Genomic DNA, 13112 nt, shown 5'->3' on the forward strand with positions numbered 1-13112 from the left:
GCGGCCTTTTTAAGGCCGCGCGCTTTTCTTTTTCTGGTCTCACGGACGATGCCAGCAGTCCGCGTTTTCCACGCCGATATCCTCGGCATAAAACACCGGGTCTTCCCCGCTTGCACGCTGCTTTTCATAATTCTGCAGCGCACGAAATGCGATGGGCCCCAGAAGAAGGATTGCCACAATGTTGATAATGGCCATGCAGCCCATCAGGATATCCGCCAGGTTCCAAACCGTGGAAAAATCCGCCTGAGCCCCCAGGAAGATGGCCACAAGGCAGGTGCACCGAAATACGTTCAGCAAGACTTTGGAGTCACGGATAAAGCGAATGTTCGATTCCGCATAATAATAATTTCCCACCAGGCTGGAAAAAGCGAAAAAGAAAATGGCCACTGTGATGAAATGAATGCCCCATTCTCCCATTCCCGTTTTGACAGCCGCCTGCACAAAGGGAATTCCGTCCATGACACCGGCCTGCCCCTCCACACCGGAAACAAGCAGTGTGATGGCCGTGGTGGAACAAATGACCAGCGTGTCGATAAAGACGCTCAAAACCTGCACCAGCCCCTGCTTGACCGGGTGCGACACATGCGCCGATGCAGATGCATTGGGCGCAGAACCCATGCCGGCTTCGTTGGAAAACAACCCGCGCTTGATACCCAGTACCACGGCGCTGCCCGCAAAGCCGCCCGCAATAGCCTGTACGTCAAATGCACGCTGAAAAATCAGCGCAAACACGGCGGGCAGCTGGCTGTAATTGCGCACTGCCATGTACAGTCCCATGCCAATGTATCCAAAAGCCATCACCGGCACGATGACGGAGGTGATGAAGCCAATGCGGTGAACGCCGCCGAAAATCACCAGCGCCGTTAAAACCGCCAGCACTGCGCCCACGACCACCGGCCAGATGGTTTGAGAATAATCCGGAATATAATAGGGTAGCGCAGATGAAATGTTGTAGGACTGCAGCCCGTTGAAGCCATAGGCAAAGCAGGCGATCAACGCCAGCGAAAACACAATGCCCCACTTGCGGCTGTGCAGGGCCTGTTCAATGTAGTAAGAGGGGCCGCCCCGGTAAGACGCACCGTCGCGCACCTTATAAATCTGCGCCAGAGTGGACTCCACAAACGCAGAAGCTCCGCCGATCACTGCCATCAGCCACATCCAAAATACGGCGCCCGGACCGCCCGCAGCGAGCGCCGTGGCAATGCCCGCAATGTTGCCCGTGCCCACGCGGGAAGCGGTGGAGATCATCAGGGCCTGAAAAGAAGAAACCCGTTTTTGCCCGTTTTCCCCCTGCGCCTTTTCTTTTAGAATGGCCGGCACATCGGCAATGCGGCGCAGCTGCACAAATCCGGTGCGCACCGTAAAATAAACGCCTGCCCCCACCAGCAGAAAAATCAGCACATAGGTGTACATAAAGTCATTGACTTTTCCCAGTATCTCGTTGAACATTCGCACTCTCCTTTGTTTTGTTCTTCTATCATACAGGATGTGCCGTGGTTGTGTAAATACACTTTTGATTTTTTGTATTCACGCAAGACCGGCCCTTTGCCTGCATACAATAACACAAAAGGAGCTGAATCACGCATGGATATCATTGTTGTAGGCGGTGGATGGGCCGGATGTGCGGCCGCGTATCAGGCGGCCAAAGCCGGCGCACACGTCAGTCTGTTCGAGCGCACCGATATGCTGCTGGGCACCGGACTGGCCGGCGGCATTTTCCGCAACAACGGCCGCTATACCGCCGCTGAAGAGATGCTTGCCATGGGCGGCGGCGAGCTGTTTCGCCTGATGGACGAAAACGCCCGGCACCGCAATGTCTGTTTTCCGGGACAAATGCACGCCAGCCTCTACGATATTGCCAAAGTGCCTGCGGCGGTTTATTCTCTGCTGAAAAACGCCGGTGTGGAACTGCATTTTCAGGCCAGAATCGTCAGTGCGATTTTGTCCGGAGCGCGGATCCTGGCTGTAAAAACCCCTGCCGGACAGCGCTACGCCGCAGATGCTTTCATCGATGCCACGGGCACGGCAGGGCCCACGGTCAATTGCACCAAATACGGAAACGGCTGTGCCATGTGCGTTCTGCGCTGCCCGGCCTTCGGCGGGCGCCTCAGTTTATCGGCTCTGGCCGGCGTAGCGGAATACCGCGCTCACCGCGGCGACAGCGCCGGGGCGTTCAGCGGGTCCTGCAAACTGATGAAAGGATCTCTTTCCGAGTCGCTGCAAAAGCAGTTGGAACAAGACGGCGTGGCCCTTGTTCCCATCCCGCCGGAGCTGCGCGAAGATCATTTGAACCAGAAAGCGTGCCAGCAGTATGCACATGCCGCATACATGGAAAACATTGTTTTGCTGGATACCGGCCACGCCAAGATGATGACACCGTTCTTTCCGCTGGAAAAACTTCACCAGATTCCCGGCTTTGCCTTTGCGCGATACGAAGATCCCTATGCGGGCGGCAAAGGGAATTCGGTGCGTTTTACCGCCATGGCCCCGCGCGACGATGCACTGCGCGTGCGCGGAACCGAAAATCTGCTTTGTGCCGGTGAAAAAGCCGGACCGCTGGTGGGACATACGGAAGCAGTGGTGACCGGTGTTCTTGCCGGGTTCAACGCCGTCCGCATGTGCAGAGGAGAAAATCTGCTCACGCTGCCCCGCTCGCTGGCCACCGGAGAAGCCATCACCTGGGTCAACCAGCAGACGTTCCGGCCGGGCGGAGCAGATAAGAAGTACACCTTCTCCGGTTCCGTCCTGCTGGAACATCTGGAACAGCGAAAACTGATTTCGCTGGACACCGATGTGATCACCACGCGCACCGAGCGGGCCGGAATGCGAAACATTTTTGCCTGAGCGGACTTGCCAAGGCATAGGCTTCATTGTATAATCCCGGATGGAACATTTGTTGAGCGCCCCGTGCACCTGTCACGGGGCGTTTTCCGGGAAGGAGCAGAAGTTATCTTGAAAATGGAAAACGATCTGGGGCGGGACGATATCGGCCGTCTTGTCTGGCGCATCGCAATTCCCAGTATGCTGGCTCAGTTTGTAAGCGTGCTGTACAGCATTGTAGACCGCATTTACATCGGCAATATTCCGAAGGTGGGAGACATTGCGCTGGCAGGCGTCGGGGTGTGCGGTCCTGTTGTAACGCTGGTGGGCAGCGTGGCCTTTCTGGTCGGCATCGGCGGCTCTCCCCTCATGAGCATCAGCATGGGGGAAAAGAACATGCGCTACGCGGAAAGAATTCTTGCCAACTGCTTTCTCATGCTTTGTGTACTGTCCGCTGTGCTTGTGGCGGTAATTTTTCCCTTTCGAGGGCAGATGCTGATGATGTTCGGCGCAAGTCAAACGACCTATCCCTATGCCATCGCCTATTTTACAACATATCTTCTGGGAACGCCGTTCGCGCTTCTCTCCACCGGCATGAACCAGTTCATTATCTGTCAGGGCTTTGCCAAAATCGGAATGATCAGCGTCATGCTGGGCGCTGTTCTGAACATTGCGCTGGACCCCCTGTTTATCTTTGGTTTGAACATGGGCGTGCAGGGCGGCGCCCTGGCCACCGTGCTGTCGCAGCTGGGCAGCTGCATTTTTGTGCTGGCCTTTCTTTTTTCCAAAAGAGTTCCCGTGCGCATCCGGTTCGGCGGATATCGCTTTTCCATTATGCGCCAGGTTTTAAAAGTTGGCTTTACGCCGTTTATCATCATCGCCATCGACAACGTAATGATCATTGCCATGAACGCGGTGCTGCAGCATTACGGCGGAGCGGAACAGGGCGACATGCTGGTGACCACCGCAACCATTGTGCAAAGCTTCATGCTGGTGGTAACCATGCCGCTGGGCGGAATCAGCGGCGGAACACAAACCATTCTTGGGTTCAACTACGGCGCCTGCAATACCCAGCGCGTTCGTCAGGCGGTGCGGCGCATCGCCTGGATGTGCGTGGGCTATACCGGCGTTCTGTTTGTGCTTGCGCGCCTTGCGGGTCCCTTGTTCGTACGTCTGTTCACCCAGGATCCGTCCCTGGCAGAGCTGTCTTACCGTTCCATCAAAATCTGCACGCTGGCCATTCTTCCTCTGGGTTTGCAGTACGAACTTGTTGACTCGTTGACCGCCATCGGTCAGGTGCGTCTTTCCCTTCCCCTCTCCTTTTTCCGAAAGCTGGTCTATTTTGCAGCTTTGTTCATTTTGCCGCTGTTTTTGGCACCGCAGTACATCTTCTTCGCAGAGCCGATTTCCGACCTGATCAGCCCCGCTGTTTCTCTATTTGTATTTCGCCGCAACATCGGCCTGATTTTGCGCCGACGGGAAGAAATGGTACGTTCCGGCCCCTGAATCAATAAACAGGACCCGCGTCTTTCAGGCGCGGGTCCTGTTGTATAATTCCACCGTGAGCATGCTGGCTGCGGCGCTGCAGACAGCCAAAATGGTCAGCGCCTGTTTGGCCAGAACATCCTTTCGGCAAGGAAAAACGGCAAACCACTCGTTCAGGCACGCAAGCAGCGTCTCCCCCAGCTGCGGCCAGAAAGAAAAATCACTCCACTGCGCCGGAATCATCCATCCCGGCAACTGTTCCAGCAGAAAAGGCAGGCACAACGCCAGACCTGTTCCAATCCCGAACAAAAGCACCTGCCTGTGTACAGGCGGCAAATTCCGCATCCGGCGCACGCATTCCGATATCAAAAGCACTCCGGCAAGCAGCAGCGGAAGAAAGCACAAACCGGTTGCTGCTGTTCCCATGCTTTGCCCGTACACCATACTGTCCGGCAAAGGGAGGCCGGCCTGTCGGATCAGCTCCTGTGCCTGTGCTTTCCGGTCGTCCTCAAAAGAACCGCTTAGCTCTACAGCGGAAAACGTATCCGCCAGCGAACAACCTCGCAAAAGCACCCGCTCATTTTCTTCAAAAACGCCCCGCACCGTCAGACTGATGCCCTCCCACTCCAGAGACTGTCCCACAACATCGTTGGAACCGAACAGCTGCCAGGCCAGCGCTGTGGAGATCGCACATCCCGACGTATCTTCGCTGCCGGGGTAACCACCGGATATAAAACGGGCCGGATAACACAGTGACCCTTCTCCGTTAAAGCGGATCGCTGTCACCTCATCCGCTTGGTGCAGTTCCGTGTGTGCCTGCCCCTGTTCTTCACGCCAGAAAGTGGGATACAACGGGGCATCCTCCTGCTCTCCGGCCGCAGTGCGCAAAGCCTCTGCCTGCGTCTGGCTCAAGGGCTCTTTCCATCGCAGGCCCAGAGCCGGATAGCAACTTTTTATTTGTTCCGCCGCAGAGAAGCTCACAGCCAGAAGCAGCGCGCAAAGCACAGCGGCGAAAAACTTTTTCTTTTTCATGAGGCATCCACCCGCACTCTTGCACCCTCGGACAATGGTTTTGTGCTGGATGCCACCACCTGATCAAACGCGGTCAGAATCGCGCTGGAAATCGCCGTCTGTGTACGACCGTTCTCCAGCACTTCCACCGGGACGCGCAGAAGTACGTTCTGCGTTCCAAGCACCGTTTCTCTCTCCTCCAGCACATAGACAAAGGTGCCCCGGTTGTCCGAATGGACCGCGCCTGCCGGGACGCACAAATCGTAATCCGTCCGCGAAAGCGTCATCGTTCCCGTGGCGGCCCCCTGTTTCCAATCGCCGCCTTCCAACCGGGCCGTCAAGGTCAGTGAGCCGTCTTCCCGAGGTGCACCCACGGCGGTGACGGCTGCGGTCTGCGTCTGATTTTTCTGCACAACTTGCACCTGTGCGCCAAGCTGCGCATGTTCGGCATCTGTTTCACTGAGGGTAAATTCCAGTTCATACCCCTGTGCTGCGTCCGCCAGCGTGCAGGCCTGTGTTCCCGACGTGGTTCCTTCTGTCAGTTTCCAGGCTGTCAGCGTGCCTGCAAGCGGTGCCGTGATTTGGCCGTTCGTTTCAGCCAGCTGTTTCAGCGCGTAAATCTCGGTTTGCTTTTCCTCGATATCCACTCTCAGCACCGCCGCGTCCGCCTGATTGGTGAGGGCGTTTTTTTCGTTTTGCTGTTTCTGTTTTTCATAGTCTTCCAGCGCGCTGTTTCGGGCATTTTCCGCGGTCTGTGAAGCACGCACGGCGCTTTCGTAGGCTTGCCGCGCCTGCTCGATGGCTTGTTCGTCCGGCTCTTGCGCCGCCTGCAGCGCTTCCAGTGTCTGCCTCGCCTTTTCCTGATCCTCATAGGCCCAGTTCAGCTGCTGCTGTGCATTGGCCACAGCAGAATCATCCAATTCTTCTCCTTGCTCCAACTGTGAAACCTGCGTCTGCAGTTTCTGCAATTCGGCTTTTGCACGATCCAGCGCCAAGGTAACCTCATCCAAATCAAGCTGCACCAAAGCCTGTCCTTCCTCTACTGCCTGCCCTTCCTTGCAAAGCAGGGTTTGAACGGTCAGTCCCTGCGGGCATTCCACAACGCAGGAACCTGCCGCTGAGATCATTCCCTGTACGGTGACTTCCTGTGTGATCGTCCCCTTTCCGGGTGCTGACGTCTGTACCTGCGGGACCGCGGCATTGGCCGTTCCGCGAGCCACCAGCGTCAGTACCAACATCAGTGCAAAAAAGCGAAGCAAATTTCCGAACGCCTTTTTTTGCCCCTGATCATAAATGCGAACCGGCCAGTATTTTTCACGCAGTTGCTTCCATCTTTTTTTCATCTTTTTCACTCCTTGAGGCCGCTCGCCTGAATTCCAAGTTCCAGGTATTTCTGGCCGAACAGAAAAATCAGCACCGCCGGCGTCAGCGCAATCAGACCGGAAACCATGGCCAGACTCAGCTCGCTTTCCGCCACTTGCGGAAGATACAGGGACAGCGGCCAGTTGGAAGGATTTTTCAAAAAAGTCATCGGCTGCTCCACAGCGTTCCAACCTTCCAGAAACCCCAAAACCAGCGCGGACAGGATACCAGGCATTCCAAGCGGAAGTCCTATGTAAAAAAATGTCCGCCCATACCCGGCGCCGTCCAGCGATGCAGCTTCCAGCATGCTGCGCGGAACTGCGTCAAATCCTTTGGCCATAATAAACACCGGGAAAGTAGAAAACACGCCTGGCCAGATAATCGACCATGGTGTATCGATCAGTCCCAGCCAATCCAGCACCAGATAGTGCGGCACCATCGTCACCTGAAACGGAAGCAGCATCAAAACGATATACACACCAAACAAAAAACGACGGCCAGGAAAGCGCAGCCTTGAAAATGCCCAGGCGGCCGGTGCGCCAACCAGCAGCTGGCCTGCCAGCTGCGCAAACACCTGGAAACAGGTGTTCCAAAACAGCACAAAAAACTCGGGTGAGTCCAGCAAGAGCCGCACCAGCGGTTCCAGGGTAGGCGCGTCCGGAAGAAGCGGCCACTGTGCAAACGACTGGGCGCCACTGTTGAAGGCCGGCCCAAGGCAATCGGCCACTTCTCTGTGTCCCATCAGGGCACCTGTCCCCATAAACCACAAAACGCCCCAAACTGCCAGCGCAGGCAGGCACAGCAGCACGGCAAGATAAACACGGTTTCGTTTCATGCGCCATCCTCTCCCCGCAAAACGGATTGCAACGGCAATACAATGACCAGCAGCGCCAGCGCCACCAAAATCGCCGCAGCGGACAAACGTCCCAGGTCCATGGCAAGGAACCAGTTATTGAACAAATGCTGCAAAAGATAAATGCTTTCATGCGGATAACTGCCTGCTACCAGGTACGCTTCCCGGAACACCTTGAACATGTTCAAAAGGCTCAAAACAGCCACCAACCCCAGTGTGGGAAGAAGCTGGGGCAATGTGATGCGGACAAACATCTGCCCCTTTCCCGCGCCATCCACCTGAGCGGCTTCATACAAGCTGTCCGGGATCCCGTCCAGTCCCGCCAGCCAAAGGATCATGTCATAACCACTGTTTTTCCAAAGATAAGTCAGAATCAGGACCCAAAACGCCGCATCGGTGCCCATAAAATCTACCGGCTCTGCGCCTGCTGCCGCTAAAAGGCCATTCAGAATTCCGTTTTGCGAAAACAGCGCTTTCCATAAAACCACAATGCTGGCCACGGGAAGCGCCATTGGCAGCAAAAACGTTGTTTTAAGATATTTTCCGCCCGGGCGCAGCGCGCGCACACACAGCGCCAAAAACAGGCTGACTGCCAAAAGGCAGGGCACACAGACAGCTAAAAATTTTGCAGTGTTGGAAGCCGCCAGCAAAAAAGCGCTGTTTTTCAGCACGGAACGGTAGTTGGACCATCCCACACTGTGTTGGCCCAGCGCATCGGTAAAGCTGCGGTAAACAGTCTGCGCGAAAGGCACAAACAGAAAAACCGTCAGACCCGCCAGGCTCGGTGCAAGAAAAAGGGCGGCGGCAGCGGCCTCGCCCTTTTTGCCTTTTTCTTTTTTCCAGCGCACCGTACCGCCCCCTCTCTGCAACGATCATTGTACCGGCTCTTTCTTAAAAAAGTCTTGAATCAGCTTCGCTCCTCCAGCATCAGCTGCAGGCCCTGTGTGACGCGCTGGACCGTTTGTTCCAAGCTCTGTTTTCCCTGTGCGTATTCCAATGCGGCATCGCGCACCAGCATCCGTTCGTTCTCCCCGGTCATCACCGGCGTTTTCAACTGCCCGATCAAATCGTCAATCGGATACATTTCTCCGGACAGGCCGTTCTGTTCATACTGAGTCCGCGCGGCACTCTGCTGTGCTGCAATTCCGGCCTTTGTTGTGGGCATTCCGCCGGGAACCTCCTGCCCCTGTACCTGTTCACTGAACAGCAGTGCAACAAATGCCTGCGCCAGTTCCGGCTCTTGGGCGCCCGCACTGATGCCGGTCAGGAGCTGCGGTGTCCAGGCGCCCTCGCAAAATCCGGGCAGCAGCTTGGACGCGCGGTCCGACGAGAGATCCCCTGTGCTGCTGTCGCGCGCCAGAAGTTCCAGAAGTGACAGATTTTCAAATTCATCTGCCGCCATCCTGGTCCGATCCACTTTATAGTTGGAGACCGAGCTGGGCAGAACAAACATCATCTGATTGTTTCCGAAACCGATCGCGTATTCTGATTTTTCCCAGCCGTCCGCGCTCTCCAGCCCGTAGTGATTGGCGATCGTTCGAATCTGTTCCAAAAAGTCTTTCAGTGCGCCCTGCTCCACGCCATCCTCTGTAATCAGCGCAGGAGCACACACATTCCAATAGACGTTGAACAAGTTGTCAAAGTCTGTATAATAGAGCACCGGCCGCTGCTCCGGCGGAATTGTTTCCTCTGCGTTGCTGTCGCTGAGCGTCATGCCGGGCCCCTGCGCCACCAGGTCGGACAGACTCTGAAGCGAATCAACCGCCGATACCTCTTCGGCACTGCCTGCCAGCAGTTCCACACGGAACTGTGCCGGCAGCAAAAAGATTCCTTTTTCCGTCTGGAACGGCTGAAGAAATGCAGGATAAAGCGCATCTGCATCCACAACCTCGGTCAAATCCGCCAACAGTCCGTTTTCCGCAAAGCTCTGAGCCGAAAGCTTGTCCAGAATCAGCACATCCGGGCCGCTTCCTGCCGCGATTTGTGTATTCAATGTACGCACAATGTCTTCCAGCGTTCCGGATGTCTGGTCTGCACGGGCGATTTCCAGCTGGACATCCACATCCGGATAAGCGATGCGCATCCGGTTTACGGCAACGCGCAGCAGGTCCGAATCGTCCAACGACCAAACGCGCAGCGTTTTTCCGCTCACAGTCGGCGCCTGCGCATCCCAGTCATACCGATACACACTCAAATGCTCGCTGTTTTCCTGCACAGCGAACACCAGGCAATTTTCATCCATCAGAATACCGCCGGCAAAATAGCTGGTGGGCATCCCGTAGGAGTACTTTTCACCGTTCATCACCAATTCCTGCAAACTTCCGCCCGGGTTCAGCCGCTTCACGCCCTGACCGGAACACAGATACAATGTGTCGTTCTCATCTGCCAGAAATGCGCCGATTTCTGTCTCCAGCAGGTTTTCATAGGTGCCGCCCAGCGAGGAGACAATGTTGCCATCCTCATCGTAAACCGTGCAAACACCGTTGTCGTCCATGCAGAACAAATGGGTTTTGTTGGATGTCATCATCGCGGACTGACAAGTGATTTCACGAATCAGAGTTCCTTTTGCGTCATATAGAAAAAGGCCGGTATTTCGGTCGGAACTGTAAACGCCGTTCTGCATGGTGAACCGGCTTCCAAAAACCGCGAAACGGTCTGTTCCGATGGGCTGTATGCTTGACGTTGAAACGCTTTTGCCATCCACCGTTTCCGCTTTCAGTGCTTCCAGTGCCAGCGGCGTAACCGTACCGTCTGTCTGGATGCGCCAGGCAAACGCATCATCCGATGCGGTGATCGTGCTTTTCACAGCCAGCAGGCTTCCATCCCACAGCGCAGCGATTTTCAATGTATCCATGCTTTGCGCGTCATACCAGGACAGTTCACTCTTGCGCCAGGTCTCTCCCAAGTCGCTGGAGTCCCAGCGCACGGGAGTCGGCTGCAGCCAATCGATGATCACGATGCCGTCCGGCGTTTTCAATAGTTCCGCGTACGCAGAAAGCGGTTCGTCCGGCGGCGTGATCTGTGTTTCCACAAAACGTCCTTGGGCCTGCGTTTGAGTCTCCTGCTGCGCGCCGCAGGCCGTAAACAGCATTGTAACCGCCAGCGTAAGCGCGGCCAGCCGTCTTTTCCATGTCATTTTTCATCGGCTCCTTTCGGGTATGATGAGAGTTTAGCACAACCAACCTCAAAACCACCTAAAAATTCTTTCTTCAAAAAAGAATTTGGTTTATACTGAAAAGGGCACCCTCAAACTTTTGCATGGGAGGAATCCGGTTTGAATCAACGAAACAGACAGCAGCGGACAGGCGCGTTTCTGCTGATTTCTCTTGTCTGCATCAGTCTTTGCCTCTCTCTGGTCGTCTTTTCATCCAACGGAAACAAAGTACAGCAGGAAGAGGCTTCCCGCTCTCTGGAAGTGACCGCGGAGTCTGCCTGCAATGCTCTGACCAGCGAGATTGACGGAAATTTGCAGACACTGATCGCACTTGCTTCTTCCATCGGCTATGAGTCCAACGGTCACATCGATTCGCAGGCGCTTCTGCACGATTCGTCTTTTCTCGCCCGTCTGGACGTCGTAAACTCGCAAAACGAATTTCTGCGCATGGGCGTTGTTGACCTGTCCTACTCCGGAAATTTTGTTCAGTTGGACGGCAATCGTGAGCTTGCGCAGGACCTGACGGGAGATGTCAACATTCAGGCGGCCATGAGCGGAACCGCGACGGTCTCGGCTTCTTTCTGGGATGAGGATTTTCAGTGCTATGTCAACCGGTATGCGGTGCCGATTTACGACACAGGCACCCAGGATGGAGTTGTCATCGGGGTCCTGACCGGCAGCAACCGAACCGAAGACCTTCTTTCACTGCTGGACACCCGCCTTATGAACGATTCCGCCGTCCATGTGTACGTCATGAACAGCGAAGGCCGCTTTGTGGTATATGACCAAACCGAATCTGACGCGCAGCGCGCGTGCAGCCTTTTGGAGCGGGAAGGCGTGACCAGCGAGTCCCGTCAGCTTCTGGCCGATGCGCTCAGCGCCGAACAAGCCGTTTCTTTTACTCTGGATTACAACGGGGTCTGTTACCAGATCTCCATTTTGCCGCTGAATATTCATGACTGGCATGTTCTCTGCGCAGTTCCACAGGCAGAGCTGGTCAGTGATATCAGCCACTGGTTCAGCTTTCAGCGCATCACTTTCCTGGCCATTTTCGCTGCGCTGCTTGTGCTCTCCTTCTATATTTATCGCATTGTGCGGCAGAACAACCGGACCATGTACCGGCTTGCCTATTTTGATTCTGTGACCGGCGCATACAACCGTGTGCGCTTTTTAGCAGAGCTTCCGCAGCGTCTGACAGACCGGCCGCAGGCTTTGGCCGTGCTGGAGGTCAACAACACCGCTTCCTTGAAAAACCTTTACGGACTGGAACGGTTCAACGATCTTCTGTGCCACATCAAAGGTGCGTTTGATGATCATCTTCGTCCGCACAGCATGTATTGTATGGGAAGAAGGGAACGGTTTCTTCTCCTGCTGGACGCAGATACCCCTGAAGGCGTGCAGGCTCTGCTGGAACCCGTTTTGAAGCAAATCCGCTTGTTCCGCGTTTCAGAGCGCCAGAACTTCCAGATTGCCTGCTCCGTTGGGGTCCGTTTTGTAACCAGAGAGCAGACCGATCTGGAACGCGCGATCACGGAAGCCGCCATGACGGCGGAAACCTCCCAGGGACAGCTTCAGGACGAGATTCTCTTTTTTGACCCGCACATTTACGAACCGGAAATCCTGCGGGCCGAGATTGAGGGAAATATGGAGCAGGCACTGGCCGAACAGCAATTTTCACTGTTCCTGCAGCCAAAGATCGATCCTCAGACCGGTCGTATCGACGGCGCAGAAGCGCTGGTCCGCTGGATGCAAAACGGTAAGGTCCGCTTTTTCCCGGACCAATTCATTCCGATTTTCGAGCGCAACGGTTTTTGCGTGGAACTGGATTTTTATATGGTGGAGCAGGTCTGCCGGGCGCTGCACCAATGGTTGGAAGCCGGTTATCCTGTCGTGCCCGTCTCCATCAATCAGTGCCGGCAGATGCTGTACGAAGATCATTATATGGACCGTCTGTGTGCAATTTTGGAAAAATGGCAGATTCCCCCTCGCCTGCTGGTTCTGGAAGTGACCGAGCGCTCTGCCATGACCGATCCCGATCGGATGCGCACTGTTCTGCTGGAGGTGCGTCGCCGCGGTCTCTCGGTCGCCATGGACGATTTCGGAAGCGGGTATTCCTCTTTGAATACGCTCAAAGATCTTCCCATCGACGAATTGAAGCTGGACCGTGTCTTTCTTTCCACCCTGGACCGTGCAGACGAAGAAAAGCGGGATCAGATTTTGAAACACGTAATTTGTCTGGCCCAGGACCTGCATATGACCACGGTAATGGAGGGAGTGGAAACTTCCCGTCAGCTGGAGTTCATCCGCGCTTTGCATTGCGATCTTGTCCAGGGGTACTATTACGACAAGCCGCTTCCCGCCGAAGAATTTGCGCAGAAATACTGCATGCCCCACCCGGAGCGTTGAGGTTTTCTTGAGGTATTCTGT

Annotated in this window: 9 protein-coding genes; 3 read left to right on the forward strand and 6 right to left on the reverse strand. The window is 55.3% G+C overall.

What is annotated here, in order from left to right; genetic code table 11:
- Window positions 1-39: 39 nt before the first annotated feature.
- On the reverse strand, window positions 40-1455 hold the full coding sequence (locus tag WMO24_RS12400) for an alanine/glycine:cation symporter family protein (protein ID WP_435414004.1): 1416 nt from the start codon (window positions 1453-1455) through the stop codon (window positions 40-42).
- A 129-nt stretch (window positions 1456-1584) separates the two neighbouring features.
- Here WMO24_RS12400 and WMO24_RS12405 point away from each other — a divergent pair, with 129 nt between their 5' ends.
- Entirely contained in the window at window positions 1585-2844 is a 1260-nt protein-coding gene (locus WMO24_RS12405; protein ID WP_349216731.1) for an FAD-dependent oxidoreductase, read from the forward strand.
- Between the two features lie 114 nt (window positions 2845-2958).
- Window positions 2959-4326: an MATE family efflux transporter gene (locus WMO24_RS12410; protein ID WP_349216782.1), complete on the forward strand. Its 1368-nt coding sequence runs from the start codon at window positions 2959-2961 to the stop codon at window positions 4324-4326.
- Between the two features lie 24 nt (window positions 4327-4350).
- On the opposite strand, the gene WMO24_RS12415 is transcribed toward WMO24_RS12410, so the two are convergent.
- The 5 genes from WMO24_RS12415 to WMO24_RS12435 are packed head-to-tail and all read right to left on the reverse strand — an operon-like array spanning window position 4351 to window position 10667.
- Window positions 4351-5337, reverse strand: a complete 987-nt coding sequence (locus WMO24_RS12415; RefSeq protein ID WP_349216732.1) for an ABC transporter permease — start codon at window positions 5335-5337, stop codon at window positions 4351-4353.
- Window positions 5334-6659 (reverse strand): efflux RND transporter periplasmic adaptor subunit, encoded by a 1326-nt coding sequence (locus tag WMO24_RS12420; RefSeq protein ID WP_349216733.1) that lies wholly within the window; start codon window positions 6657-6659, stop codon window positions 5334-5336. Before WMO24_RS12420 ends, WMO24_RS12415 begins: the two co-directional genes overlap by 4 nt.
- A 5-nt stretch (window positions 6660-6664) precedes the next feature.
- Complete coding sequence (locus WMO24_RS12425; protein ID WP_349216734.1) at window positions 6665-7513, reverse strand: carbohydrate ABC transporter permease; 849 nt, start codon at window positions 7511-7513, stop codon at window positions 6665-6667.
- Window positions 7510-8379, reverse strand: a complete 870-nt coding sequence (locus WMO24_RS12430; RefSeq protein ID WP_349216735.1) for a carbohydrate ABC transporter permease — start codon at window positions 8377-8379, stop codon at window positions 7510-7512. The genes WMO24_RS12425 and WMO24_RS12430 overlap by 4 nt, the downstream gene beginning before the upstream one ends.
- Window positions 8380-8438: 59 nt before the next feature.
- Window positions 8439-10667: an extracellular solute-binding protein gene (locus tag WMO24_RS12435; RefSeq protein WP_349216736.1), complete on the reverse strand. Its 2229-nt coding sequence runs from the start codon at window positions 10665-10667 to the stop codon at window positions 8439-8441.
- Between the two features lie 138 nt (window positions 10668-10805).
- Here WMO24_RS12435 and WMO24_RS12440 point away from each other — a divergent pair, with 138 nt between their 5' ends.
- Window positions 10806-13091, forward strand: coding sequence for a putative bifunctional diguanylate cyclase/phosphodiesterase (locus tag WMO24_RS12440; protein WP_349216737.1), 2286 nt, complete (start codon window positions 10806-10808; stop codon window positions 13089-13091).
- Window positions 13092-13112 lie beyond the last annotated feature (21 nt).

It is taken from the genome of Ruthenibacterium intestinale, from assembly GCF_040096265.1.
Lineage (GTDB): Bacteria > Bacillota > Clostridia > Oscillospirales > Ruminococcaceae > Ruthenibacterium > Ruthenibacterium komagatae.

Excerpts from the sequence above, each read along its gene's own strand:
- WMO24_RS12405 (WP_349216731.1), top strand. The coding sequence starts at position 1,585 with ATGGATATCATTGTTGTAGGCGGTGGATGGGCCGGATGTGCGGCCGCG.
- WMO24_RS12435 (WP_349216736.1), bottom strand. The coding sequence starts at position 10,667 with ATGACATGGAAAAGACGGCTGGCCGCGCTTACGCTGGCGGTTACAATG.
- WMO24_RS12425 (WP_349216734.1), bottom strand. The coding sequence starts at position 7,513 with ATGAAACGAAACCGTGTTTATCTTGCCGTGCTGCTGTGCCTGCCTGCG.
- WMO24_RS12420 (WP_349216733.1), bottom strand. The coding sequence starts at position 6,659 with ATGAAAAAAAGATGGAAGCAACTGCGTGAAAAATACTGGCCGGTTCGC.
- WMO24_RS12415 (WP_349216732.1), bottom strand. The coding sequence starts at position 5,337 with ATGAAAAAGAAAAAGTTTTTCGCCGCTGTGCTTTGCGCGCTGCTTCTG.
- WMO24_RS12410 (WP_349216782.1), top strand. The coding sequence starts at position 2,959 with ATGGAAAACGATCTGGGGCGGGACGATATCGGCCGTCTTGTCTGGCGC.